The organism is Streptomyces sp. NPDC002386 (assembly GCF_053593175.1).
This window is the reverse complement of the sequence record NZ_JBSFBX010000001.1, coordinates 375,826-400,043: the sequence shown is the minus strand read 5'-3', so window position 1 is coordinate 400,043 and position 24,218 is coordinate 375,826. Positions and strand designations below refer to the sequence as shown.

Below are 24,218 nucleotides of genomic sequence, written 5' to 3'. Positions count from 1 at the left end.
CATTGGCTCGCGTCCTGTCTGTCACCCTGGCCGCATGGACATGGCGGCCATACCGACGCAGCGGGAGAACGACACCCACGCCCCGGTGGTGCGCGGGCACGCCGGCCTGCCCGGCAGCCCCCTCGCCCCGGGCTCCGCGCGCGCCCTGGTGCGCGCCGCGCTCGCCGACGTCCCCGGGGTGTCCCGGCGGTTCGTCGACGACGCCATGGCCGTCGTCAGCGAGCTCGTCACCAACGCCGTCGTCCACGCCGGCACCGACATCGAGGTGGACTGGCGCCTGGAGGCGACCGGCGCCCTCGTGGTCGAGGTCGGCGACCGCCATCCGGCCCGCGCCCCGCGCGACCCCGGCACCGGCGAGGCACCGTACGAGATGTCCGAGTACGGGCGCGGACTGCGCCTGATCGCCGTCCTCGCCGAGTCCTGGGGCGTCACCTACCGCCGGGGCGGGAAGACCGTGTGGGCGCGGCTGCGCCCCGGCGGCGAACCCCTGGACGGACCCGCCCCCGATCACGCCCTGGACGTCGCCGAGGTCCTCGCCCCGCGGCCCCGGGGCGCCGGACGCGACCGGGACTGGCTCGGCCGGGGCGCGCTGTCCTTCCTCGCCGAGGCCTCCGACCTGCTCGCCGGACAGCTCGACGAGAACCTGGTCGCCGCCCTCACCGGCCGCCTGATCGTGCCCCGGCTCGCCGACTGGTGCGCGGTGTGGCTGGAGGACGAGGCGACCGTACGCGGCGGCGACGGCGGCGCGCCCGCCCGGGTCTGGGTGGCCGGCGAGGACCGCGCCGAGGAACTGCACCGCGCCCTGGAGAAGGACCCGCCCCGGCCGCCGGAGGGCCTGAGGCCCGACCCCGAGCCCTACCCCTGGCCCGGTGAGGCGCTCGGCACCCACGGCACGGCCCTCGCCTTCCGCCTCATCGCCGGCGGCCGCCCGCTCGGCACCCTGGTCCTCGGGCGGTGCGGACAGCCCCGGTTTCCCGCCGAGGTCACCGGCCTGGTCGAGGACCTGAGCCGCCGGGTGGCCCTCGCCATCGGCGCGGCCCGGCAGTACGCCCGGCAGGCCACCATCAGCGCCGTCCTGCAGCGCGGGCTGCTGCCCGGAGCGGTCGCCGAGATCCCCGGGATGAGCAGCGCCCTCGTCTACGAGCCCCGCGACAAGGGCGGCCCGAGCGGCGACTTCTACGACCTGTTCCCGGCGGGCGACGGCCGCTGGTGCTTCGCCGTGGGCGACGTCCAGGGCAAGGGCCCGGAGGCGGCCGTCGTGATCGGGCTCGCCCGGCCGTGGCTGCGCCTGCTCGCCCGCGAGGGCTACCGGGTCGCCGACGTCCTGGACCGGCTCAACCAGCTCCTCCTCGACGACGCCACCGAGGCCGCCGACGCCGCGGCCCGCGCGCTGGTCGCGGCCGGCGGCCGGCCGGTGGCCGCCGGGGACGGACCGCAGACCCGCTTCCTGTCCCTGCTCTACGGCGAGCTGACGCCCCACGCGGACGGCGGCGTCCGCTGCACCCTCGCCTCCGCAGGGCATCCCCTGCCGCTGCTGCTGGACCCCGACGGCCAGGTGCGCACCGCCGCCCGCCCGCAGACCCTGCTCGGCGTCGTCGAGGACGAGACCTACACCAGCGAGACCGTCGAGCTGCGGCCCGGCGACAGCCTGCTGTGCGTCACCGACGGCGTCACCGAGCGGCGCTCGGGCTCCCGCCAGTTCGACGACGGCGACGGGCTCGCGCGGGCCCTGTCCGGCTGCGCGGGCCTGAACGCCGAGGAGATCGCCGAGCGGATCCGCCGCCTCGTGCACGACTTCGGCGGCGGCCAGCCCGAGGACGACCTGGCCCTGCTGGTGCTCCAGGCGGGGTGAGTCCCGCCGTACGGGACAATGGGGGACATGCCTTCCGCACTCCCCGACGGTGAGCCCGTCCCCGACGACGGCGCGCTGCCCGCCTCCGCGCTCGCCGGGGCCCCCGATCGCCCCCTCGGGTTCTACCTGCACGTCCCGTACTGCGCGACCCGCTGCGGCTACTGCGACTTCAACACGTACACCGCCACCGAGCTGCGCGGCACCGGCGGCGTGCTCGCCTCCCGGGACAACTACGCGGACACCCTGACGGACGAGATCCGGCTGGCGCGGAAGGTGCTCGGCGACGATCCCCGCCAGGTCCGCACCGTCTTCGTGGGCGGCGGCACGCCCACCCTGCTGGCCGCCGACGACCTGGTCCGCATGCTCGCGGCGATCCGGGACGAGTTCGGTCTGGCGCCGGACGCGGAGATCACGACCGAGGCGAACCCGGAGTCGGTCGACCCGGCCTACCTCGCCACCCTCCGCGAGGGCGGCTTCAACCGGATCTCCTTCGGCATGCAGAGCGCCCGGCAGCACGTGCTGCGGATCCTGGACCGCACGCACACCCCCGGCCGTCCCGAGGCCTGCGTGGCGGAGGCCCGGGCCGCGGGCTTCGAGCACGTCAACCTGGACCTGATCTACGGCACCCCGGGGGAGAGCGACGACGACTGGCGGGCCTCGCTGGACGCGGCGATCGGCGCGGGCCCCGACCACGTCAGCGCCTACGCCCTGATCGTCGAGGAGGGCACCCAGCTCGCCCGCCGCATCCGCCGCGGCGAGGTCCCGATGACGGACGACGACGTCCACGCGGACCGCTACCTGATCGCCGAGGAGAGGCTGTCCGCCGCGGGCTTCGACTGGTACGAGGTCTCCAACTGGGCCACCTCCGAGTCCGGGCGCTGCCTGCACAACGAGCTGTACTGGCGGGGCGCGGACTGGTGGGGCGCCGGACCCGGGGCCCACTCGCACGTGGGCGGGGTGCGCTGGTGGAACGTCAAGCACCCGGGCGCCTACGCGGCGGCCCTGGCCTCGGGCCGGTCCCCGGGCGCGGGACGCGAACTGCTCTCGGACGAGGACCGGCGGGTGGAGCGGATCCTGCTGGAGCTGCGGCTGCGGGAGGGCGCCCCGCTGTCCCTGCTGAAGCAGGACGGCCTGGCGGCCTCACGGCGGGCCCTGGCGGACGGCCTCCTCCAGGAGGGCCCGTACGGCGCGGGCCGCGCCGTCCTGACCCTGCGCGGCCGCCTGCTGGCGGACGCGGTGGTACGGGACCTGGTGGACTGATCGCTCCGGCGCCCGGCGCCCGCGAGGGCGTCAGACCTCGCCGTCGCCCGTGACGAAGTCGATCAGTTCCTCCACCCGTCCCAGCAGATCCGGCTCCAGGTCCTTGTAGGACCGCACCCGGGACAGGATGTGCTGCCAGGCCGCGCCCGTGTTCTCCGGCCAGCCCAGGGACCGGCACACGCCGGTCTTCCAGTCCTGGCCGCGCGGGACGCGGGGCCAGGACCGGATGCCCAGAGCGGCGGGCTTCACCGCCTCCCAGACGTCGATGTACGGGTGCCCGACGACCAGCGCGTGCTCGCTCGTCACCGACTGGGCGATGCGCCACTCCTTCGTGCCCGGCACCAGGTGGTCCACCAGGACACCCAGCCGCGCGTCCGGGCCCGGCGCGAACTCCGCGACGATCGACGGCAGATCGTCCACGCCCTCCAGGTACTCCACGACCACGCCCTCGATGCGCAGGTCGTCGCCCCACACCTTCTCGACCAGCTCGGCGTCGTGCCGGCCCTCGACGTAGATGCGGCCGGCGCGGGCCACGCGCGCGCGTGCGCCGGGAACGGCCACCGAACCGGACGCCGTACGGGTGGGCCGCGCCGGACCCGACGGCGGCCGCACCAGGGTCACCACCCTGCCCTCCAGCAGGAAACCGCGCGGCTCCAGCGGGAACACCCGGTGCTTGCCGAAGCGGTCCTCCAGCGTCACCGTGCCCGCCTCGCAGCCGATCACCGCCCCGCAGAAACCGGTCCCGGGCTCCTCCACCACCAGTCCCGGCTCCGCCGCGACCTCCGGCACGGGCTGGGACTTCTTCCACGGCGGGGTCAGATCCGAGGTGTACTGGCGCATTCGGACGACGATAGGAGAACCGGCGGCCCTGTGCTCATGACACGCCGAAACGCGCCGCCAGCTCGTCCCGTTGACGCCGGACGAACGCCGCGTCCACCACCGCTCCGTGACCGGGCACGTACAGCGCGTCCTCACCGCCCAGGGACAGCAGGCGGTCGAGGGCGTCCGGCCAGCGGGACGGGACCGCGTCCGGGCCCGCCTGCGGCTCACCAGACTCCTCCACCAGGTCGCCGCAGAAGACGACCTCCGGGACGCCCGGCACCAGCACCGCCAGATCGTGGGCGGTGTGGCCCGGGCCCACGTTGGCCAGCAGCACCTGACGACCGTCGCCGAGGTCCAGCGTCCACTCGCCCGAGACCAGGCGCCGGGGCGGCGCCAGGGCGTCCACCGCCTCGTCGGCGTCCGGTATCGGCAGTCCGTTCCTGACCGCGTCCAGGCGCAGTTCCTCGCGCTCGTGCGCCAGCACCGCGTCCATGCCGACCGCCGCGTACACCTCGGCCCCCGCCAGGGCGGACGCCCCGAAGACGTGGTCGAAGTGGGGATGGGTGAGCGCGAGATGGGTCACACGGTGCCCGGTGAGCCGCTCCGCCCGCTTCCGCAGCCGCGCGCCCTCGGCGAGGCTCGATCCGGCGTCCACCATCAGCGCCGTGCCCGCCCCGAGCACCAGGCCCGCGGTGCAGTCCCAGCCGGGCAGCCGGCACCGCCCGACCCCGTCGGCCAACCGCTCCCATCCCAGCTCTTCCCAAGTCACGGTCATGACGCGACGCTAACGGTAGGACGGGGTACGGCGGGACCGACCTTGCCCAGTGAGTACCCCACGGCCGTACACTGGCCGGGTACCGCTGGCACTCGGACACGCAGAGTGCCAGGCGGACGACCGAGGGCCGAGCGGAAGACGTGCTGGAGGTGCGCGCGGATGCTGAGTGAACGCAGACTTCAGGTGCTGCGCGCCATCGTCCAGGACTACGTGGGCACCGAGGAGCCGGTCGGTTCCAAGGCGCTCACCGAGCGGCACAGTCTCGGCGTGTCCCCGGCGACCGTGCGCAACGACATGGCCGCCCTGGAGGACGAGGGATACATCGCCCAGCCGCACACCAGCGCCGGGCGCATCCCCACCGACAAGGGCTACCGGCTGTTCGTGGACAAGCTCGCGGGCGTCAAGCCGATGACGGGGCCCGAGCGCCGGGCGATCCAGAACTTCCTCGAGGGCGCCGTCGACCTCGACGACGTCGTCGCGCGCACGGTGCGGCTGCTCGCGCAGCTGACCCGGCAGGTCGCCGTCGTGCAGTACCCGTCCCTGACCCGGTCCACCGTGCGGCACGTGGAGCTGCTCTCGCTCGCCCCCGCGCGCGTGATGCTCGTGCTGATCACGGACACCGGCCGGGTCGAGCAGCGGATGGTGGACTGCCCGGCGCCGTTCGGGGAGACGGCCCTCGCCGACCTCAGGGCGAGGCTCAACAGCCGGGTCGCGGGCCGCCGGTTCACCGACGTGCCGCGCCTGGTCGAGGACCTCCCCGAGGCGTTCGACCACGAGGATCGCGGTACGGTCTCCACAGTGCTCTCCACTCTGCTGGAGACACTGGTCGAGGAGAACGAGGAGCGGCTGATGATCGGCGGCACGGCCAATCTCACCCGCTTCGGACATGACTTTCCCCTCACGATCCGCCCCGTCCTGGAGGCCCTCGAGGAGCAGGTCGTGCTCCTCAAGCTCCTCGGCGAGGCGAAGGACCCGGGCGTGATGGTGCGCATCGGGCACGAGAACGCACACGAGGGACTCAACTCCACGTCCGTCGTGTCGGTCGGCTACGGTTCGGGCGGCGAGGCGGTTGCCAAGCTCGGCGTGGTCGGACCGACCCGCATGGACTACCCGGGAACGATGGGAGCGGTACGCGCAGTGGCACGGTACGTCGGACAGATCCTGGCGGAGTCGTAAGTGGCCACGGACTACTACGCCGTTCTCGGCGTGCGCCGCGACGCGTCGCAGGATGAGATCAAGAAGGCGTTCCGTCGGCTCGCGCGCGAGCTGCACCCGGACGTCAACCCCGATCCGAAGACCCAGGAGCGGTTCAAGGAGATCAACGCCGCTTACGAGGTGCTGTCGGACCCGCAGAAGAAGCAGGTCTACGACCTCGGCGGCGACCCGCTCTCCCAGTCGGGCGGCGCGGGCGCGGGCGGCTTCGGGGCCGGTGGCTTCGGCAACTTCTCCGACATCATGGACGCGTTCTTCGGCACGGCGTCGCAGCGCGGGCCCCGCTCGCGCACGCGGCGCGGCCAGGACGCGATGATCCGGATCGACGTCGAGCTGGACGAGGCGGCCTTCGGCACGACCAAGGACATCCAGGTCGACACCGCGGTCGTCTGCAACACCTGCAGCGGCGAGGGCGCGGCTCCGGGCACGACCGCCCAGACGTGTGACATGTGCCGCGGCCGCGGTGAGGTGTCGCAGGTCACCCGGTCCTTCCTGGGCCAGGTCATGACCTCCCGCCCCTGCCCCCAGTGCCAGGGCTTCGGCACGGTCGTGCCGACCCCGTGCCCGGAGTGCGCGGGCGACGGCCGGGTGCGCTCCCGCCGCACCCTCACCGTGAAGATCCCGGCCGGTGTCGACAACGGCACCCGCATCCAGCTCGCCGGCGAGGGCGAGGTCGGCCCCGGCGGCGGTCCGGCCGGCGACCTCTACGTCGAGATCCACGAGCTGCCGCACTCGACGTTCCAGCGGCGCGGCGACGACCTGCACTGCACGGTCACCATCCCGATGACCGCGGCGGCTCTCGGCACCAAGGTCCCGCTGGAGACGCTGGACGGCCTGGAGGAGGTCGACATCCGGCCGGGCACGCAGTCCGGCCAGTCGATCCCGCTGCACACCCGGGGCGTCACGCATCTGCGCGGCGGCGGCCGGGGCGACCTGATCGTCCACGTCGAGGTCACCACCCCGACCAAGCTGGACCCCGAGCAGGAGCGGCTGCTGCGCGAGCTGTCGAAGCTGCGGGGCGAGGAGCGTCCGCAGGGGCAGTTCCAGCCGGGGCAGCAGGGGCTGTTCTCGCGGCTGAAGGACGCGTTCAACGGGCGCTGAGGGAGACGGGCCGAGCCCCTCGGCCCAGCCAGGGGGCCCGGCCCCCTGGCCCCCGGACCGGGCCCGCCCGCCGGCCCGGCCCACCGGGCCGGAAAATGGCATGTGCCAGGCGGGAACACCCGATTCGGCGCACCCCCCGGGACGTGACAACATGCGGTCATGTCCTCCGCACTGACCGATCTCTTCCCCCGGCCGATCGTGCAGGCTCCCATGGCGGGCGGCGTCTCCGTGCCGCAGCTCGCCGCGGCCGTGTCCGAGGCCGGCGGGCTCGGGTTCCTCGCCGCCGGGTACAAGACCGCCGACGGCATGTACCAGGAGATCAAGCAGCTGCGGGGACTCACGGGCCGGCCCTTCGGCGTGAACCTCTTCATGCCGCAGCCCGAACACCCCGGTGCGGGCACCGGCTCCACCGGAGCGGCCGGGGCCGCGCCCTTCGACGCCGGCGCCGTGGAGGTCTACACCCACCAGCTCGCGGGCGAGGCCGCCTGGTACGAGACCGAGCTGGGCGACCCGGACAGCGGCCGGGACGACGGCTACGACGCCAAGCTCGCCGTGCTGCTCGACGACCCGGTGCCGGTGGTCTCCTTCCACTTCGGGGTCCCGGCCCGTGAGGTCATCGACTCCCTGCACCGCGCCGGGACGTTCACCCTGGCCGCCGCCACCACCCCCGAGGAGGCGCGCGCGGTCGAGCGGGCCGGGGCCGACGCGGTGATCGCGCAGGGCACCGAGGCCGGCGGCCACCAGGGCACCCACCGGGACGTCCCCGAGAACGACGGCTCCGGCATCGGGCTGCTGTCGCTGCTCACGCAGGTCCGCGAGGCCGTGCGCATCCCGGTCGTCGCCGCCGGCGGCATCATGCGCGGCGCCCAGATCGCCGCCGTCCTCGCGGCGGGCGCGAGCGCCGCCCAGCTCGGCACGGCCTTCCTCGCCACCCCGGAGTCCGGGGCCCACGCCCTGCACAAACAGGCACTGACCAATCCGCTGTTCGCGCGCACCGAACTGACCCGCGCCTTCTCCGGCCGCCCGGCGCGCGGCCTGGTCAACCGCTTCCTGCGCGAGCACGGCCCCTACGCCCCCGCCGCCTACCCGGAGGTCCACCACGTGACGGCGCCGCTGCGCAAGGCCGCCGCCAAGGCCGGTGACGCGCAGGGCATGGCGCTGTGGGCGGGCCAGGGGCACCGGCTGGCCCGGGAACTGCCGGCCGCGCAGTTGGTGGAGGTGCTGACGGCCGAGCTCGCCGCGGCCCGGACGGAGCTGTCGGCCGGGGGTGACGCGCGATGACCGCGCCGGTGTTCGTCGTCGACTCGCTCGAGGGTGTGGGCCCGGGCTCGGTCATCGACGTGGAGGGACCCGAGGGCCGGCACGCCGTCTCGGTGCGGCGGCTGCAGCCCGGTGAGGAAGTCGTGATCACCGACGGCCGGGGCCGGGGAGCCTCCGGGGTCGTCGTCAGCACCTCGGGCAAGGACCACATGTCCGTCGAGGCCCGCGCGTTCCCGGCGGAGCCCGAACACAGCCCTCGCATCACCGTCGTCCAGGCCCTCCCGAAGGGCGACCGCGGTGAACTGGCCGTGGAGATGATGACCGAGACGGGCGTCGACGCGATCGTGCCCTGGCAGGCCGCGCGCTGCATCACCCAGTGGAAGGGCGACCGCGGGCAGAAGGCCCTCGCGAAGTGGCGCGCCACCGCCCGCGAGGCCGGCAAGCAGTCCCGCCGCCTCCGCTTCCCCGAGGTCGCGGACGCCGCGACGACCCGACAGGTCGCCGCCCTGCTCGCCGCGGCCGACTTCGCCGCCGTGCTCCACTCGGACTTCGAGCACGACAGCACCCCCCTCGCCACCGCCGAACTCCCCGGGCAGGGCGAGATCGTGCTGGTCGTGGGACCCGAAGGAGGCGTGGCCCGCGACGAGTTGGCGCTCTTCGAGGAGGCGGGCGCCAAGCCGTGCGTGCTGGGCCCCACGGTGTTGCGCACCTCCACCGCCGGCACCGCCGCGGCGGCCCTCCTGCTGGGCCGCACCGGCCGCTGGTCCTGAGCGCCGGGGGACAGTCATGGAACTCGCCCAAGTCCGGCTCCTCGTGAGCGACTTCGCGGCCTGCTACCGCTTCTACGCCGACGTCCTCGGCCTCAGGCCGCAGTCCGGGACCGGCGAGGGACCGTACGAGAAGTTCAGCCCGCACGCCGGCTCGGCCGGGATCGCGCTGCAGGACCGCGCGATGATGGCCGGGGTCCTGGCGGAGCTGGGCGGGACGGCCACCGGGCACCGCTCCCTGGTCGTGCTGCGCGTGGACGACCTCGACGCGTACTGCGCGCAGATCACCGACCGGGGCGCGACCGTGCTGCACGGGCCGGCCCCGATGACCGACCGCATGCGCGTGGCCCACCTCAAGGACCCGGAGGGCAACGTGGTGGAACTCCAGGAATGGCTCCTCCTGCGCGGTTGACGGCCGGGGCGCGCGGCGGCCGCCGCTGCCCGAACGGGTGAGTGGCCGTATGCGGCCTTCCGTCCGTGGAGCGGCGGTGGCACGCTGCCCTGCATGGGGGCATCGAGGCGGATTCGGCGCCGGCCGCGGATCGTGCGCGGTGCGGCCGTGGCGGGGCTCGTGGTGCTGGGCGCGGGCGCGGTGGTGGCGTGTCAGCCGGGGGACCTGAGTTCGGCCTCGGCCGCGTACACCACCGACAGCACCGCGACCGCCGAGCTGAAGCGGCGGCACGTGGACGTGAGCTGGCTCACCTGCACCGGCGACTACGGCGGCAAGGGCGGTGCCACGGCCCGCAGTTCGCCCTCGCCGACGCAGAGCACCGTCGTGTCCGTCGACTGCCAGGGGCAGACCAGGGACGGGCGGCGGATCACGGTCGAGGGGAAGGTGACCCGGGCCGTGGACGGGGCCTGTGTGCGCGGTGATCTGACGGCCAGGGTCGGCGGCAGGCAGGTGTTCCGGGTCAGCGGGCTCGGCGACTGCGACGCCACGCCCGGTCCGACGTACCGGCCGCCCACCCAGCGGGGCGGGCAGCCGACCGTCACCGTGACCGTGACGCGGACCATCTGGTGCACGAACGACCCGGGTTGCCGGCCCGTGGAGGGCAAGTGATCGGAACCGGGAGCGGGGGACACCGGTCGCTGCGTACAGTGACGGGGTGACTCAGGCGGCTTCGACGGCATCCTCCGGCTACCTCCGATTCCCGCACCCGCACGGCGACTTGGTGACCTTCGTCGCCGAGGACGACGTCTGGCTGGCCCCCCTCGACGGCGGGCGTGCCTGGCGGGTCAGCGCCGACAACGTGCCGGTGAACCACCCCCGCGTCTCACCCGACGGCACCGCCGTCGCCTGGACCTCCACCCGCGACGGCGCCCCCGAGGTGCACCTAGCCCCGGTGGCGGGCGGCCCCGCCAGGCGGCTGACGCACTGGGGAAGCGCGCGGACCCAGGTGCGCGGCTGGACGCCGGACGGCCGGGTGCTCGCGCTCAGCACCGAGGGCCAGGCGAGCCTGCGCCGGAGCTGGGCCCGGGCGGTCCCGCTCGACGGCGGACCGGCCACCACCCTGCCGTACGGTCCGGTCGGCGATGTCGCCCACGGCCCGCACACGGTGCTGCTGTCCGCGCCGATGGGGCGCGAGGCCGCCTGGTGGAAGCGGTACCGGGGCGGCACGGCGGGCAAGCTGTGGATCGACCGTGAGGGCGACGGCGAGTTCGTCCGGCTGCACGAGGAGCTGGACGGCAACATCGAGTACCCGCTGTGGGCCGGCGACCGGATCGCGTTCCTCTCCGACCACGAGGGCACCGGCGCGCTCTACTCCTCCCTCGCCGACGGCTCCGACCTGCGCCGGCACACCCCGCTGGAGGGCTTCTACGCCCGGCACGCCGCCACCGACGGCACCCGGGTCGTCTACTCCCGCGCCGGTGAACTCTGGCTGCTGGACGACCTGGACGGCGCCGAACCGCGCCCGCTGGACATCCGGCTCGGCGGACCGCGCGTGGACCTCCAGCCGTTCCCGGTGAACGCCTCCCACTGGTTCGGCACCGCCGCCCCCGACCACACCGCGCGCGGCAGCGCGGTCGCCGTGCGCGGCGCCGTCCACTGGGTCACCCACCGCTCCGGCCCCGCCCGGGCGCTCGCCGCCCAGCCGGGCGTGCGGACCCGGCTGCCGCGCACCTTCCGCTCGGAGGGCGAGGAGTGGGTGGTGTGGGTGACGGACGCCGAGGGCGAGGACGCCCTGGAGTTCGCGCCCGCCACCGGCGCCGCACTCGGTACGCCCCCGCGCCGGCTCGCGGCCGGACAGCTCGGCCGCGTCCTGGAACTGGCCATGGCACCCGACGGCAGCCGGGCCGCCGTCGCCGCGCACGACGGGCGGCTGCTGCTGGTCGAGCGGGAGACCGGTGAGGTGCGCGAGGTGACCCGCAGCGAGCACGGCGACGTCCACGGCCTCGCCTTCTCACCCGACTCCGGCTGGCTCGCCTGGGCCCACCCCGGGCCCCTGCCCCTCTCCCAGCTCCGCCTCGCCAACACCACCGACCTGTCGGTCACCGAGGCGACCCCGCTGCGGTTCCAGGACTACGCGCCCGCCTTCACCCTGGACGGCAAGCACCTCGCCTTCCTCTCCAGCCGCTCCTTCGACCCGGTCTACGACGAGCACGTCTTCGACCTGGCCTTCGTGGAGGGCGTCCGGCCGCACCTGATCACCCTGGCCGCGACCACCCCGTCGCCGTTCGGGCCGCAGCGGCACGGCCGGCCCTTCGGCACCCCCGACAAGGACGAGACGCCGGACAGCGAGGGCACCCCGGCGACCCGGATCGACCTCGACGGCCTCGCCGACCGCATCGTGCCCTTCCCGGTCGAGGCCGCCCGCTACTCCAACCTGCGCGCGGCCAGGGACGGGGTGCTCTGGCTGCGCCACCCGGTGCGCGGCGTCCTCGGCGCGGGCCGCGCCACGCCCGACGCCCCCGACCCCAAGACCCGCCTGGAGCGCTACGACCTCGCCCAGCAGCGCCTGGAACACCTCGCCGCCGACGCCGACCACTTCGAGGTCAGCGGCGACGGCAGGCGGGTGCTGCTGTGGAGCGACGGCCGGCTCAGGGTCGTACCCGCCGACCGGCACGCCTCCGACGACGAGGGCGGCGACTCGAACATCGTCGTCGACCTCACCCGGATCCGGCAGACCGTCGACCCGGTCGCCGAATGGCGGCAGATGTACGACGAGACGGGCCGCATCATGCGGGACAACTTCTGGCGGGCCGACATGGGCGGCGTCGACTGGGACGGCGTCCTCGACCGGTACCGGCCCGTCCTCGACCGCCTCGCCACCCACGACGACCTGGTGGACCTGCTCTGGGAGGTGCAGGGCGAGCTCGGCACCTCGCACGCCTACGTCACCCCGCGCGGCGGCTTCGGCGACGGCGCCCGGCAGGGGCTGCTCGGCGCCGACATCTCCCGCCATGAGGACGGCGGCTGGCGCGTCGACCGCATCCTGCCCTCGGAGACCTCCGACCCCGACGCCCGTTCCCCGCTGGCCGCGCCCGGCGTCGCCGTGCGCCCCGGGGACGCGATCGTCGCGGTCGCCGGGCAGCCGGTCGACCCGGTCACCGGCCCCGGCCCGCTGCTCACCGGCACGGCCGGCAAACCCGTCGAGCTGACCGTCTCCCCGGCCGGCGGCGGCGATCTGCGGCACGTGGTCGTGGTCCCGCTCGCGGACGAGGAGCCCCTGCGCTACCACGCCTGGGTCGCCGGACGCCGCGCCCACGTCCACGAGCGGTCCGGCGGCCGGCTCGGCTATCTGCACGTGCCCGACATGCAGGCGCCCGGCTGGGCCCAGATCCACCGCGACCTGCGCATCGAGGTGGCCCGCGAGGGGCTGGTCGTCGACGTCCGGGAGAACCGCGGCGGCCACACCTCCCAGCTCGTCGTGGAGAAGCTGGCCCGGCGCATCGTCGGCTGGGACCTGCCGCGCGGGATGCGGCCCGAGAGCTACCCGAGGGACGCCCCGCGCGGGCCCGTCGTCGCCGTCGCCAACGAGTTCTCCGGTTCCGACGGGGACATCGTCAACGCGGCGATCCGCGCCCTCGGCATCGGTCCGGTCGTCGGCACCCGCACCTGGGGCGGGGTCATCGGCATCGACAGCCGCTACCGCCTGGTCGACGGCACCCTGATCACCCAGCCGAAGTACGCGTTCTGGCTGGAGGGCCCCGGATGGGGCGTGGAGAACCACGGCGTCGACCCCGACGTCGAGGTCCTGCAGCGCCCGCAGGACCACGCGGCGGGCCGGGACGTCCAGCTGGACGAGGCGGTCCGGCTGGCCCTGGAGGCGCTGGAGGCGACTCCCGCCAAGACGCCGCCCGAACTGCCGTGACCGGATCGCGCGGCACCCCCGATACGATGCCCCGGTACTGATCACCGGCGTCAGGAGGCACACCCATGGCAGGGGAACCGCAGGACGACTGCCTGTTCTGCAAGATCGTCGCGGGCGCCATCCCGGCGACGGTCGTCCGTGAGACCGAGACCACCGTGGCCTTCCGGGACATAAACCCGCAGGCCCCCACCCACGTCCTGGTGATCCCCAAGGCCCACTACAAGAACGCGGCCGAACTCGCCGCCGGCGCCCCGCGGCTCGCGGCCGACGTGCTCGCCGAGACCCAGGCCGTCGCCGACGAGGAGAAGCTGGACAGCTACCGCGTCGTCTTCAACACCGGAAGCGGCGCCGGCCAGACCGTCTGGCACGCCCACGCGCACGTCCTCGGCGGCCGTGGCCTGGAATGGCCCCCGGGATAAGCGGTCATGTCCGTCCGTGAGTTCGTCGTCCTCGGCACCGCCAGCCAGGTCCCCACCCGGCACCGCAACCACAACGGCTACCTCCTGCGCTGGGACGGCGAGGGCATCCTGTTCGACCCCGGCGAGGGCACCCAGCGGCAGATGCTGCGTGCCGGGGTCGCCGCCCACGACCTGAACCGGATCTGCGTCACGCACTTCCACGGCGACCACTCCCTCGGGCTGGCCGGAGTGATCCAGCGGATCAACCTCGACCAGGTCCCGCACGAGGTGACCGCGCACTACCCGCGCTCCGGTCAGCGCTTCTTCGACCGGCTGCGGTACGCGACCGCCTACCGGGAGACGGTCCGCCTGACCGAGGCACCCGTCGCCGCCGACGGCGTCCTCGCCGCGACCCCGTCGTACACGCTCGAGGCCCGGAAGCTGTCCCACCCCGTCGAGTCCTACGGCTACCGGCTGACCGAGCCCGACGGGCGCCGGATGCTGCCGGGCCGGCTCGCCGCGCACGGCATCGGGGGCCCGGACGTCGGCCGCCTCCAGCGCGAGGGCAGGCTCGGGGACGTGACGCTGGAGGACGTCAGCGAGGTGCGGCGCGGGCAGCGGTTCGCGTTCGTCATGGACACCCGGCTGTGCGACGGGGTGCACGCGCTCGCCGAGGGCTGCGACCTGCTCGTCATCGAGTCCACGTTCCTCGACGAGGACGCCGGACTGGCGGCGGACCACGGCCATCTGACGGCGGGACAGGCGGCGGCCGTGGCGCGTGACGCCGGGGTGCGGCACCTCGTCCTCACCCACTTCAGCCAGCGCTACCCGGAGCCGGAGGAGTTCGAGCGGCAGGCGCGGGCCGCCGGGTTCGAGGGCGAGCTGACCGTGGCCTACGACCTGCTGCGGGTGCCGGTTCCGAAACGGAGATAAAACCCTCGTACGATGCTTTGATGCCCCTCCCCAAAGCAGAACTGCACCTGCACATCGAAGGCACCCTGGAGCCCGAGCTGGCGTTCGAGCTGGCCGCCCGCAATGGGGTCGCGCTGCCCTACGCCGACACCGAACAGCTCCGCGAGGCCTACCGGTTCGAGGACCTGCAGTCCTTCCTGAACCTGTACTACGAGCTGATGGCCGTCCTGCGTACCGAGCAGGACTTCGCGGACCTGGCCGACGCCTACCTCGCCCGCGCCGCCGCGCAGGGCGTCCGGCACGCGGAGATCTTCTTCGACCCGCAGGCCCACCTCGCCCGGGGACTGGACATGGGCACCGTCGTGGAGGGGCTGTGGCGGGCGCTCGGCCGCAGCGAGGAGAACCACGGCGTCTCCACCAGGCTGATCCTGTGCTTCCTGCGCGACGAGTCGGCCGAGTCGGCGCTGGAGACCCTCCAGGCGGCCCGGCCGTACCTGGACCGGATCACCGGTGTCGGCCTCGACTCCGCCGAGGTCGGCCACCCGCCGGCGAAGTTCCGGGAGGTGTACGAGGCCGCCGCCGCGCTCGGGCTGCGCCGCGTGGCGCACGCCGGTGAGGAGGGGCCGCCGGAGTACATCACCGAGGCCCTGGACGTCCTCGGCGTGGAGCGCGTCGACCACGGCCTGCGCTGCATGGAGGACCCGGCGCTGGTCGAGCGGCTGGTCCGGGACCGTGTCCCGCTGACCCTGTGCCCGCTGTCCAACGTCCGGCTGCGCACGGTGGACGTGCTCGCCGAGCACCCGCTGCCCGCGATGCTGGACGCCGGGCTGCGGTGCACGGTCAACTCCGACGACCCCGCCTACTTCGGCGGGTACGCCGGCGACAACTTCGACGCGGTGCGCTCGGAGCTGGGCCTCGGCGAGGAACGGCTCCGGGAACTGGCCCGCAACTCCTTCCTCGCCTCCTTCCTGGAGGACGACGAGGAGCGCCGGGCCCGCTACCTCGCCGAGGTGGAGGCGTACGAGTTCGGATAGGCGGCGGCGGTGTCGTACGCCCCCTGCGCGGCCGGGACCGGGGCCTCCACCTGGATCTCCACCACGGGCAGCGGCAGCCGGCCCGCGCGCAGGGCCACCAGCGTCATCGGCACCGCGATCGCCAGCAGGCCGGCGGCCAGGACCTGGCCCATGACCGGGAAGCCCGCCCCCGCCGCCAGCACGCTTCCGGTCAGCGGGCCCGCCGCCGTGCCCAGCGACGCCGCCGAACCGACCAGCACCGCCCAGCGGCCCCGCGGGTCCAGGGACGCGGCCAGGCCGATGACGTACGACAGCACGACCGGGTAGAGCAGGTTCCAGGAGATCTCGCCCGCCGCGAAGGCCGGCAGCCCGTCAGCCGAGGCGCTGAGCACGATGCAGCCCGCGATGAGCGCCGTACCCGCGCCGATCGGCACCGCCTGGCCGAGACGCGGTCCGAGCGCACCGGCGCCCACCACGCCGACCAGTCCGGCGCCGAGCGCGACGGCGAACACCGCGCCGACGGTGACCTCGGTCAGATGGGCCTGGCCGAGGCCGATGCGTCCGCTGACGCCCCACAGCGCGTTCTGCGCCAGTGACCAGCAGGGCATGGCCGCGGCGAGCAGCAGTCCGGCCCGCCGGTGCGGCAGTCTGGCGCCGGGACCGGCCGGACGGCGGGCCGGGGCCGTGGCGCCGGACAGCCGGCCGGTGAACGGCCACACCCCGAGCGCGGTCAGGGCGATCGCGGCGAGCGGCAGGCCGTGGCCGGGGCCGAGGTGGGGGATCGTCAGATAGAGCGCACCGGCGAGCGCGGAGACGCCGAGCAGGCCGAACGTGGTGGCCCGGTGCGGGTCCCTCCCCCAGTCCCTCGACTCCGCTCGAGCTGGGGGCGCCCCCAGAGCGGCGATGCCACTGGCGGCGACCGCCGTGACCGTGCCGGAGCCGAAACCGCCGAGGAGCGCGCCCACGACGACGGCCGGTACGGCATGGCTGAGCGCGGCCCCTCCGTAGCCGAGGAAGGCGAGCGCGAGGCCCAGACGGGCCAGGGTGCGGGCGCCGGCCCGCTCGACCCGGGAGGCCAGCAGGAAGCCGGCGGCCGCCGAACTCAGCAGCAGGGCACTGCCGATGGCACCGGCCTGGGTGGTGGTGAGCGGAAGCCCGGTGTCCAGCCGGCCGACGGTGGTCGGCAGCAGATACGGGGCGAGGTACCCGGCCGTGAAAAGGGCGACGAGGGGCCAGGGCATGGAGCGGGGGGCGGACACGGGCGTTCCCAGGGCAGGCGAAGGAGCGGCTCGAGAGCCGGGGGAGAGGGGAGGGCGACGGCCGTCGACGGACGGGAACGCGCGAGCAAGTTGTATCAAGCACGCGGTTCCAGAAGAAGTTCGGGTGGAGTGATCTGGATCACTCTTGCGTTTGACCCCGATGATCACGGGTAAAAGCACGCGCTCCCTCGACCCCTGCCCGCCGTTCGGGTGTCCGGCTGACGCGGCGCCATTGACGGCTCCCTGTTCGTGTATCTAGCCTCAGTTCTCATACATAGACGGCATTCACAACGGGAGATGGTCTGGTGGGCGGCGACCGAAGTCCGCGGGGCGTGGCGCGGCGACTCGCGGAGGGTATGGCGCGCGGTGTGCTGTCCTTCCCCCTGACCGCCTTCCACGACGACGGCACCCTCGACCCCGACGGCTCCCGCGCGCATGTCGCCGCCCGGCTCGCCGCCGGACCCGGAGCCGTCTTCCCGGCCTGCGGCACCGGGGAGTTCTTCTCCCTGGACGAGGAGGAGTACCGGCAGGTCGTCACCATCGCCGTCGAGGAGGCGGCGGGCCGGGTGCCCGTGGTCGCCGGGACCGGGTACGGCTGGGCGCAGGCCGCCCGGTTCGCGCGGATCGCCGAGGAGGCGGGCGCCGACGCCCTGCTGGTGCTGCCGCACTACCTCGTCGCCGCGCCGCAGGAGGGCCTCGTAGCCCAGCTCGAGCGGCTCGCCGACCGCACCCGGCTGCCGATCGTCGCCTACCAGCGCGGCCAGGTCGCCTACACCGTGGCGTCGTTGCGGCGCATCGCGCGCATCCCGAACGTCATCGGCCTCAAGGACGGCCACAGTGACCTCGACCGCCTCCAGCGCCTCACCCTCGCCGCCCCCGGGGACTTCCTGTTCTTCAACGGCGCCGCCACCGCCGAGATCCAGGCCCGCGCCTACGCCACCGTCGGCGTCCCCGCCTACTCCTCCGCCGTGCACGCCTTCGCCCCCGAGATCGCCGGCGCCTTCTTCACCGCGCTGCGGGACGGCGACCACGCCACGACCGGGAGACTGCTGCGCGACTTCTACGTCCCCCTCGTCGAACTCCGCGACCGCGTACCCGGATACGCGGTGTCCCTGGTGAAGGCGGCGGCCCGGCTGCGCGGGGAGCGCGTCGGCCCGGTCCGGGCCCCGCTCACCGACCCCTCGCCCGCCGACCTCGCCGACCTCAGGGCCCTGCTCGCCGCCGGACTCGACCTCGTAGGAGCCTGTCTGTGACCCGTGACCTGACCATCGCCGAGGTGCGCCTGACGCCGATCCTGGTCGCCGACCCGCCGCTGCTCAACACCCAGGGCGTGCACCAGCCGTACACCCCCCGGCTGATCGTGGAGGTCGTCACGGCCGACGGGATCACCGGCCTCGGCGAGACCTACGGCGACACCAAGTACCTGGAGCTGGCCCGCCCGCTGGCCGAGCGGCTGACCGGACACTCGGTCATGGATGTGAACAGCCTCTTCGCGCTGGACCTCGCCGTGGACGAGCGCCGGGTCCGGGGAGCCGTGGACGCCGGCGGACTCAGGGGCGTGCAGAGCGCCGACAAACTCCGGCTGTCCGTGCTGTCCGCCTTCGAGGTGGCCTGCCTCGACGCCCAGGGCAGGGCGCTCGGACTCCCCGTGCACGCCCTCCTCGGCGGCAGGCTGCGGGACACCGTCGAGTACAGCGCCTACCTCTTCTACAAGTGGGCCGGGCACCCCGAGGGCGTGCCCGGCGAGCCGGACGACTGGGGCGCCGCCCTCGACCCGGCCGGAGTCGTCGCCCAGGCACGCCTGTTCAAGGAGCGGTACGGATTCACCTCCTTCAAGCTCAAGGGTGGCGTCTTCCCGCCCGAGCAGGAGATCGCCGCCGTACGCGCCCTCGCCGAGGCCTTCCCCGGCCACCCGCTGCGCCTCGACCCCAACGGCGCCTGGTCGGTGGAGACCTCGCTGAAGGTCGCGGAGGAACTCGGCGACGTCCTGGAGTACCTGGAGGACCCCACCCTGGGCACCCACGCGATGGCCGAGGTGTCCGCCGCGCTGAGAGAGGCGGCGCGGAGCGCCCCGGACGAGGACGGTGGCGGGCGCCGGACGGCCGTGCCCCTCGCCACCAACATGTGCGTGACCACCGTCGGCGAGATCCGGGAGGCGTTCACCAGGGACGCCGTCCAGGTCGTGCTCTCCGACCACCACTACTGGGGAGGGCTGCGCAACACCCGGCAGCTCGCCGCGATCTGCGCCGCCTTCGGGGTCGGGGTGTCCATGCACTCCAACACCCACCTCGGCATCAGCCTCGCCGCCATGACCCACGTGGCGTCGACCGTGCCCGACCTCCACCACGCCTGCGACTCCCACTACCCCTGGCAGTCCGAGGACGTCCTCACCGAGCGGCCCGCCTTCACCGGCGGCCGGGTCGCGGTGTCCGACGCGCCCGGCCTCGGCGTCGAGCTGGACCGGGACGAACTGGCCCGGCTGCACCGGCGGTGGAAACGGGACGACGGCGCGCTGCGCGAGCGCGACGACGCGGCGGCGATGCGGCGGGCCGAGCCCGGGTGGCGGACCCCGGTGATGCCCCGCTGGTGACATCCCGGCGGTGACACCGCGACGGCGACGGCGCCGGTGCGAGCGGCCGTACCCCTGGCGGGAAGTGGTGCACACTGGCCAGATCCGCACCAGCTCAGGGAGCGCACCGTGACCCCGTCCCGCTCGATCGCCGGAGAGGAACCCGAACACCTCACGCAGGCGGCGCGCCGCCAGGCCCAGGTCGACCCGCTCGCCGCCCTCCGGGCACCCGGCGACCCGCCCTGGGACGTGTACCTCACGGGCACGGTCTTCCTCGACATCGTCTTCACCGGCCTGGACTCGGCACCCGTGCGCGGCACCGAGTCCTGGGCCCGGGGGATGGGCTCCAGCCCCGGCGGGGTCGCCAACATGGCCACCGCGCTCGCCAGGCTCGGCCTGCGGACCTCCCTCGCGGCGGCGTTCGGCGACGACCACTACGGCGAGTACTGCTGGGACGCCCTCGCCCGGGGCGAGGGCATCGACCTCGCGCCCTCCCGGACCGTGCCCGGCTGGCACTCGCCGGTCACCGTCTCCATGGCGTACGAGGGGGAGCGGACGATGGTCTCCCACGGCCACGAACCGCCCCCGGAGGAACCGGCGCCGGACTTCCCGCCCCGCGCGCGGGCCGCCGTCGCCTCCCTGGCTCCCGGCAAGCGCGCCCCCTGGATCGCGGAGGCGGCCCGCGCGGGCACCCGGATCTTCGCCGACGTCGGCTGGGACGAGACCGGGGCCTGGGACCTGGCCGGGCTTCCCGACCTCGGGCACTGCGAGGCGTTCCTGCCCAACGCGGCGGAGGCGATGCGGTACACCGGGGCCGACTGCCCGCGCGCGGCCGCGCACGCGCTGACCGAACACGTCCCGGTGGCCGTCGTCACCCTCGGCGCGGACGGGGCGTACGCCGTGGACCGGCGCACCGGGGAGACCGCGGAGGTCCCGGCGATCGCCGTGGAGGCGCTGGATCCCACCGGGGCCGGGGACGTCTTCGTGGCCGGTTTCGTCACGGCGACCCTGGCGGGCCGGCCGCTCGCCGACCGGCTCGCGCTCGCGGGCCTCACCGCGGCCCTCTCCGTGCAGGAGTTCGGCGGCTCGCTGTCGGCGCCGGGGTGGTCCGAGATCGGGGCGTGGTGGCGCCGCGTGCAGTCGGTACCGGGCCAGAGCCCCGAGGCGCTGCGCCGGTACGGCTTCCTCGACGGCCTCGTGCCCGAGCGGCTGGACCGCCCGTGGCCGCTGCGGCGGGCGGTGCCGACGCTCGGGTTCGGGCGTTCGGCCTGACGGGGCGGCAAGCCCCCGGCCGGGGTCCGCCTCCGGCGGAAAAACCCTACGGCGTTGTCGGTGGCCCGTCGTACTCTTGACAGTGCGAGGCCGCCCTCAGCTACGCGGCCGTGACGAGGAGGAATCGCAGGCCTTAAGCGCCGGCCCATGACTCAGACACCCCAAGCTCACATCCCCGCGCGGGAGCAGGCGCGAGCACAGCTCACCGTCCCCGCCCAGCACCCCATGGTGACCGTGCTGGGTTCCGGCGACTCCCTCCTGCGCGTGATCGAGAAGGCCTTCCCGGCAGCCGACATACATGTCCGGGGCAATGAGATCAGCGCGGTCGGCGAACCCGCGGACGTCGCTCTGATCTCGCGCGTGTTCGACGAGATGATGCTGGTGCTCCGCACCGGGCAGCCGATGACGGAGGACGCAGTGGAACGCTCGATCGCCATGCTCAAGGCGAGCGAGAACGGGACGAGCGACGGCCCGGAGACCCCGGCCGAGGTGCTGACGCAGAACATCCTGTCCTCGCGCGGCCGGACGATCCGGCCGAAGACGCTCAACCAGAAGCGGTACGTCGACGCGATCGACAAGCACACGATCGTCTTCGGCATCGGCCCCGCCGGTACCGGCAAGACCTACCTGGCCATGGCCAAGGCGGTCCAGGCCCTGCAGTCCAAGCAGGTCAACCGGATCATCCTGACCCGCCCGGCGGTGGAGGCGGGAGAGCGGCTCGGCTTCCTGCCCGGCACGCTCTACGAGAAGATCGACCCCTACCTGCGCCCGCTGTACGACGCGCTGCACGACATGCTCGACCCGGACTCGATCCCGCGCCTGATGGCCGCCGGGACCATCGAGGTCGCGCCGCTGGCGTACATGCGCGGCCGTACGCTCAACGACGCCTTCATCATCCTGGACGAGGCCCAGAACACCTCGCCCGAGCAGATGAAGATGTTCCTCACCCGGCTCGGCTTCGACTCGAAGATCGTGATCACCGGTGACGTCACCCAGGTCGACCTGCCGAACGGGACCAGGAGCGGTCTGCGGCAGGTGCAGGAGATCCTGGAGGGCGTCGAGGACGTCCACTTCTCCCGGCTGTCGTCGCAGGATGTCGTACGGCACAAGCTGGTGGGCCGTATCGTCGACGCGTACGAGATGTACGACAGCAAGCACGGCACCGAGAACGGCACCCACCAGGGCGGCCGTGGCAGAACCGGCGCCAAGGGTCCCAAGGGGAAGTAGACCAGCACGCCCATGTCGATCGACGTCAACAACGAGTCCGGCACCGAGGTCGACGAGCAGGCGATCCTCGACATCGCCCGCTACGCGCTCGCGCGGATGCGCATCCACCCGCTCTCCGAGCTCTCGGTGATCGTCGTGGACGCCGACGCCATGGAGCAGCTCCACATCCAGTGGATGGACCTGCCCGGGCCCACCGATGTCATGTCGTTCCCGATGGACGAGCTGCGGCCGCCGTCGAAGGACGACGACGAGCCGCCGCAGGGACTGCTCGGCGACATCGTGCTGTGCCCGGAGGTCGCCAAGAAGCAGGGCGACGAGGCGCCGACGCAGCACTCCATGGACGAGGAGCTCCAACTGCTCACCGTCCACGGAGTGCTGCACCTGCTCGGGTACGACCACGAGGAACCCGACGAGAAGGCCGAGATGTTCGGGCTCCAGGCCGCCATCGTCGACGGGTGGCGGTCCGAGCGCGGACTGACCGGGCCGTCCCCGGCGCCGACCGTCTCGTAGGCGGGTCGGTCCACGCATGAATCCGCAGATCGTGATGGGCGCGATCGCGCTCGTCGTCGTCGCCTGGCTGGCCGCCTGCGCCGAGGCGGGCATCGCGCGCGTCTCCAGCTTCCGGGCCGAGGAGGCCGTGAAGTCCGGCCGGCGCGGCAGCGCCCGGCTGGCCCAGGTCGCCGCCGACCCCACCCGCTACCTGAACGTCGCCCTGCTGGTCCGCGTCGCCTGCGAGATGGCGGCCGCGGCCCTGGTGACGTACGCCTGCCTGCAGGAGTTCGCCGCCACCTGGCAGGCCCTGCTGGTCGCCATCGGCGTCATGGTGCTGGTGTCGTACGTCGCCGTCGGCGTCTCGCCGCGCACCATCGGCCGCCAGCACCCGATCAACACGGCTACGGCGGCCGCGTACGTGCTGCTGCCGCTGGCCCGGATCATGGGCCCGATCCCGTCGCTGCTGATCCTCATCGGCAACGCGCTCACCCCCGGCAAGGGCTTCCGCCGCGGCCCCTTCGCCTCCGAGGCCGAGCTGCGCGCGATGGTGGACCTCGCCGAGAAGGAGTCGCTGATCGAGGACGAGGAGCGCCGTATGGTGCACTCGGTCTTCGAACTCGGCGACACCCTGGTGCGCGAGGTCATGGTGCCGCGCACCGACCTGGTGGTCATCGAGCGGTACAAGACCATCCGGCAGGCGCTCACCCTCGCCCTGCGCTCCGGTTTCTCCCGCATCCCGGTCACCGGGGAGAGCGAGGACGACATCGTCGGGATCGTGTACCTCAAGGACCTGGTCCGCAAGACGCACATCAGCCGCGACGCCGAGAACGACCTGGTGTCGACCGCCATGCGCCCGGCCGTCTTCGTCCCCGACACCAAGAACGCCGGCGACCTGCTGCGCGAGATGCAGAAGGAGCGCAACCACGTCGCCGTCGTCATCGACGAGTACGGCGGCACCGCCGGCATCGTCACCATCGAGGACATCCTCGAGGAGATCGTCGGCGAGATCACCGACGAGTACGACCGGGAACTCCCGCCCGTGGAGGATCTCGGCGACGACCGCCACCGGGTCACCGCGCGCCTGGACATCACCGACCTCGGCGAGCTGTACGGCCTGGAGGAGTACGACGACGAGGACGTGGAGACCGTCGGCGGGCTGCTCGCCAAGGCGCTCGGCCGGGTCCCCATCGCCGGCGCCTCCGCCGAGGTCGAACTGCCCGACGAACGCAGGCTGCGGCTGACCGCCGAGGCGGCGGCCGGACGCCGGAACAAGATCGTGACGGTGCTGGTGGAGCCGGCCGGCAAGGCCGCCGAGGAGGCGACCCCCGAGTGACCCCCAAGGAGCTGCGCGCCTTCTGCCTGTCCTTCAACGCGGTCGTGGAGGACTTCCCGTTCAACCCGGAGACCTCCGTGTTCAAGGTCCTCGGCAAGATGTTCGCCCTGACGAACCTGGGCGCGCGGCCCCTGACGGTGAACCTCAAGTGCGACCCGGAGGACGCGGTCCGGCTGCGCGCGGAGCACGAAGGGCTGATCGTGCCCGGCTGGCACATGAGCAAGCGCCACTGGAACACGGTGACCGTCGACGGCGGTCTGCCGGACCGCCAGGTCCGGGAACTGATCGAGGACTCCTACGACCTGGTCGTCGCGGGACTGCCGAGGGCGGAGCGGCTGCGCCTGGACCGGCCGTAATTCACTTGCCGCGGCCCGTCGACGG

22 protein-coding genes are annotated in these 24,218 nt (G+C 73.8%); 19 read left to right on the top strand and 3 right to left on the bottom strand.

Going from position 1 to position 24,218, the window contains the following annotated elements; translation table 11 throughout:
* Positions 1-40 precede the first annotated feature (40 nt).
* Both ACWCPN_RS01800 and hemW read left to right on the top strand, forming a co-directional pair.
* Complete coding sequence (locus ACWCPN_RS01800) at positions 41-1,852, top strand: SpoIIE family protein phosphatase (protein WP_451202272.1); 1,812 nt, start codon at positions 41-43, stop codon at positions 1,850-1,852.
* Between the two features lie 27 nt (positions 1,853-1,879).
* Complete coding sequence (gene hemW, locus ACWCPN_RS01795) at positions 1,880-3,112, top strand: radical SAM family heme chaperone HemW (protein ID WP_451201787.1); 1,233 nt, start codon at positions 1,880-1,882, stop codon at positions 3,110-3,112.
* 30 nt (positions 3,113-3,142) lie between these two features.
* On the opposite strand, the gene ACWCPN_RS01790 is transcribed toward hemW, so the two are convergent.
* Positions 3,143-3,952, bottom strand: coding sequence for a DUF3097 domain-containing protein (locus ACWCPN_RS01790; RefSeq protein WP_451201785.1), 810 nt, complete (start codon positions 3,950-3,952; stop codon positions 3,143-3,145).
* 34 nt (positions 3,953-3,986) lie between these two features.
* Positions 3,987-4,709 carry an MBL fold metallo-hydrolase gene (locus ACWCPN_RS01785; protein ID WP_451201784.1) on the bottom strand — a complete coding sequence of 241 codons (723 nt, stop codon included), beginning with the start codon at positions 4,707-4,709 and terminating at the stop codon, positions 3,987-3,989.
* Positions 4,710-4,868: 159 nt separating this feature from the next.
* Between ACWCPN_RS01785 and hrcA the strand changes: the two genes are divergently transcribed.
* From hrcA to ACWCPN_RS01735, 10 genes are all read left to right on the top strand, one after another.
* Positions 4,869-5,885: a heat-inducible transcriptional repressor HrcA gene (hrcA, locus tag ACWCPN_RS01780; protein ID WP_451201783.1), complete on the top strand. Its 1,017-nt coding sequence runs from the start codon at positions 4,869-4,871 to the stop codon at positions 5,883-5,885.
* Positions 5,886-7,022, top strand: coding sequence for a molecular chaperone DnaJ (gene dnaJ / locus ACWCPN_RS01775; protein WP_451201782.1), 1,137 nt, complete (start codon positions 5,886-5,888; stop codon positions 7,020-7,022). It abuts the gene before it with no gap.
* Positions 7,023-7,181: 159 nt separating this feature from the next.
* Positions 7,182-8,303 carry a nitronate monooxygenase gene (locus ACWCPN_RS01770; RefSeq protein ID WP_451201780.1) on the top strand — a complete coding sequence of 374 codons (1,122 nt, stop codon included), beginning with the start codon at positions 7,182-7,184 and terminating at the stop codon, positions 8,301-8,303.
* Positions 8,300-9,052, top strand: coding sequence for a 16S rRNA (uracil(1498)-N(3))-methyltransferase (locus ACWCPN_RS01765; protein WP_451201778.1), 753 nt, complete (start codon positions 8,300-8,302; stop codon positions 9,050-9,052). The genes ACWCPN_RS01770 and ACWCPN_RS01765 overlap by 4 nt, the downstream gene beginning before the upstream one ends.
* A 16-nt stretch (positions 9,053-9,068) precedes the next feature.
* Entirely contained in the window at positions 9,069-9,461 is a 393-nt protein-coding gene (locus ACWCPN_RS01760; RefSeq protein ID WP_451201776.1) for a VOC family protein, read from the top strand.
* Positions 9,462-9,554: 93 nt separating this feature from the next.
* Positions 9,555-10,109, top strand: a complete 555-nt coding sequence (locus ACWCPN_RS01755) for a hypothetical protein (RefSeq protein WP_451201775.1) — start codon at positions 9,555-9,557, stop codon at positions 10,107-10,109.
* Between the two features lie 46 nt (positions 10,110-10,155).
* Positions 10,156-13,362 (top strand): S41 family peptidase, encoded by a 3,207-nt coding sequence (locus ACWCPN_RS01750; RefSeq protein ID WP_451201774.1) that lies wholly within the window; start codon positions 10,156-10,158, stop codon positions 13,360-13,362.
* A 65-nt stretch (positions 13,363-13,427) separates the two neighbouring features.
* The gene (locus ACWCPN_RS01745; protein ID WP_451201773.1) at positions 13,428-13,781 is read left to right on the top strand and encodes a histidine triad nucleotide-binding protein; all 354 of its coding nucleotides are present in this window, start codon (positions 13,428-13,430) and stop codon (positions 13,779-13,781) included.
* Between the two features lie 6 nt (positions 13,782-13,787).
* Positions 13,788-14,693 carry a ribonuclease Z gene (locus tag ACWCPN_RS01740; RefSeq protein ID WP_451201772.1) on the top strand — a complete coding sequence of 302 codons (906 nt, stop codon included), beginning with the start codon at positions 13,788-13,790 and terminating at the stop codon, positions 14,691-14,693.
* Between the two features lie 20 nt (positions 14,694-14,713).
* Entirely contained in the window at positions 14,714-15,706 is a 993-nt protein-coding gene (locus ACWCPN_RS01735; protein WP_451201770.1) for an adenosine deaminase, read from the top strand.
* Here the strand turns inward: ACWCPN_RS01735 and ACWCPN_RS01730 are convergent.
* The gene (locus ACWCPN_RS01730) at positions 15,670-16,944 is read right to left on the bottom strand and encodes an MFS transporter (RefSeq protein ID WP_451201769.1); all 1,275 of its coding nucleotides are present in this window, start codon (positions 16,942-16,944) and stop codon (positions 15,670-15,672) included. The two genes, ACWCPN_RS01735 and ACWCPN_RS01730, sit on opposite strands and share 37 nt — an antisense overlap.
* Before the next feature lie 356 nt (positions 16,945-17,300).
* On the opposite strand from ACWCPN_RS01730, the gene ACWCPN_RS01725 reads away from it, so the two are divergent.
* The 7 genes from ACWCPN_RS01725 (at position 17,301) to ACWCPN_RS01695 (ending at position 24,193) form a co-directional block, all read left to right on the top strand.
* Positions 17,301-18,197: a 5-dehydro-4-deoxyglucarate dehydratase gene (locus ACWCPN_RS01725; RefSeq protein ID WP_451201767.1), complete on the top strand. Its 897-nt coding sequence runs from the start codon at positions 17,301-17,303 to the stop codon at positions 18,195-18,197.
* Positions 18,194-19,534: a glucarate dehydratase family protein gene (locus ACWCPN_RS01720; protein WP_451201765.1), complete on the top strand. Its 1,341-nt coding sequence runs from the start codon at positions 18,194-18,196 to the stop codon at positions 19,532-19,534. The genes ACWCPN_RS01725 and ACWCPN_RS01720 overlap by 4 nt, the downstream gene beginning before the upstream one ends.
* 108 nt (positions 19,535-19,642) lie before the next feature.
* The gene (locus ACWCPN_RS01715; protein ID WP_451201763.1) at positions 19,643-20,785 is read left to right on the top strand and encodes a carbohydrate kinase family protein; all 1,143 of its coding nucleotides are present in this window, start codon (positions 19,643-19,645) and stop codon (positions 20,783-20,785) included.
* 147 nt (positions 20,786-20,932) lie between these two features.
* Positions 20,933-22,012: a PhoH family protein gene (locus tag ACWCPN_RS01710; protein ID WP_365123634.1), complete on the top strand. Its 1,080-nt coding sequence runs from the start codon at positions 20,933-20,935 to the stop codon at positions 22,010-22,012.
* Positions 22,013-22,024: 12 nt separating this feature from the next.
* The gene (gene ybeY, locus ACWCPN_RS01705) at positions 22,025-22,522 is read left to right on the top strand and encodes an rRNA maturation RNase YbeY (protein ID WP_365123631.1); all 498 of its coding nucleotides are present in this window, start codon (positions 22,025-22,027) and stop codon (positions 22,520-22,522) included.
* A gap of 16 nt (positions 22,523-22,538) precedes the next feature.
* On the top strand, positions 22,539-23,837 hold the full coding sequence (locus ACWCPN_RS01700; RefSeq protein WP_451201761.1) for a hemolysin family protein: 1,299 nt from the start codon (positions 22,539-22,541) through the stop codon (positions 23,835-23,837).
* On the top strand, positions 23,834-24,193 hold the full coding sequence (locus ACWCPN_RS01695) for an MmcQ/YjbR family DNA-binding protein (RefSeq protein WP_451201759.1): 360 nt from the start codon (positions 23,834-23,836) through the stop codon (positions 24,191-24,193). The genes ACWCPN_RS01700 and ACWCPN_RS01695 overlap by 4 nt, the downstream gene beginning before the upstream one ends.
* The last annotated feature ends 25 nt before the right edge of the window (positions 24,194-24,218 follow it).

What these genes read in the sequence shown, in the direction of transcription:
- ACWCPN_RS01800 (WP_451202272.1), top strand. Translation starts at nt 41, where the DNA reads ATGGCGGCCATACCGACGCAGCGGGAGAACGACACCCACGCCCCGGTG.
- hemW (WP_451201787.1), top strand. Translation starts at nt 1,880, where the DNA reads ATGCCTTCCGCACTCCCCGACGGTGAGCCCGTCCCCGACGACGGCGCG.
- ACWCPN_RS01790 (WP_451201785.1), bottom strand. Translation starts at nt 3,952, where the DNA reads ATGCGCCAGTACACCTCGGATCTGACCCCGCCGTGGAAGAAGTCCCAG.
- ACWCPN_RS01785 (WP_451201784.1), bottom strand. Translation starts at nt 4,709, where the DNA reads ATGACCGTGACTTGGGAAGAGCTGGGATGGGAGCGGTTGGCCGACGGG.
- hrcA (WP_451201783.1), top strand. Translation starts at nt 4,869, where the DNA reads ATGCTGAGTGAACGCAGACTTCAGGTGCTGCGCGCCATCGTCCAGGAC.
- ACWCPN_RS01770 (WP_451201780.1), top strand. Translation starts at nt 7,182, where the DNA reads ATGTCCTCCGCACTGACCGATCTCTTCCCCCGGCCGATCGTGCAGGCT.
- ACWCPN_RS01765 (WP_451201778.1), top strand. Translation starts at nt 8,300, where the DNA reads ATGACCGCGCCGGTGTTCGTCGTCGACTCGCTCGAGGGTGTGGGCCCG.
- ACWCPN_RS01760 (WP_451201776.1), top strand. Translation starts at nt 9,069, where the DNA reads ATGGAACTCGCCCAAGTCCGGCTCCTCGTGAGCGACTTCGCGGCCTGC.
- ACWCPN_RS01755 (WP_451201775.1), top strand. Translation starts at nt 9,555, where the DNA reads ATGGGGGCATCGAGGCGGATTCGGCGCCGGCCGCGGATCGTGCGCGGT.
- ACWCPN_RS01745 (WP_451201773.1), top strand. Translation starts at nt 13,428, where the DNA reads ATGGCAGGGGAACCGCAGGACGACTGCCTGTTCTGCAAGATCGTCGCG.
- ACWCPN_RS01740 (WP_451201772.1), top strand. Translation starts at nt 13,788, where the DNA reads ATGTCCGTCCGTGAGTTCGTCGTCCTCGGCACCGCCAGCCAGGTCCCC.
- ACWCPN_RS01735 (WP_451201770.1), top strand. Translation starts at nt 14,714, where the DNA reads ATGCCCCTCCCCAAAGCAGAACTGCACCTGCACATCGAAGGCACCCTG.
- ACWCPN_RS01725 (WP_451201767.1), top strand. Translation starts at nt 17,301, where the DNA reads ATGGCGCGCGGTGTGCTGTCCTTCCCCCTGACCGCCTTCCACGACGAC.
- ACWCPN_RS01710 (WP_365123634.1), top strand. Translation starts at nt 20,933, where the DNA reads ATGACTCAGACACCCCAAGCTCACATCCCCGCGCGGGAGCAGGCGCGA.
- ybeY (WP_365123631.1), top strand. Translation starts at nt 22,025, where the DNA reads ATGTCGATCGACGTCAACAACGAGTCCGGCACCGAGGTCGACGAGCAG.
- ACWCPN_RS01700 (WP_451201761.1), top strand. Translation starts at nt 22,539, where the DNA reads ATGAATCCGCAGATCGTGATGGGCGCGATCGCGCTCGTCGTCGTCGCC.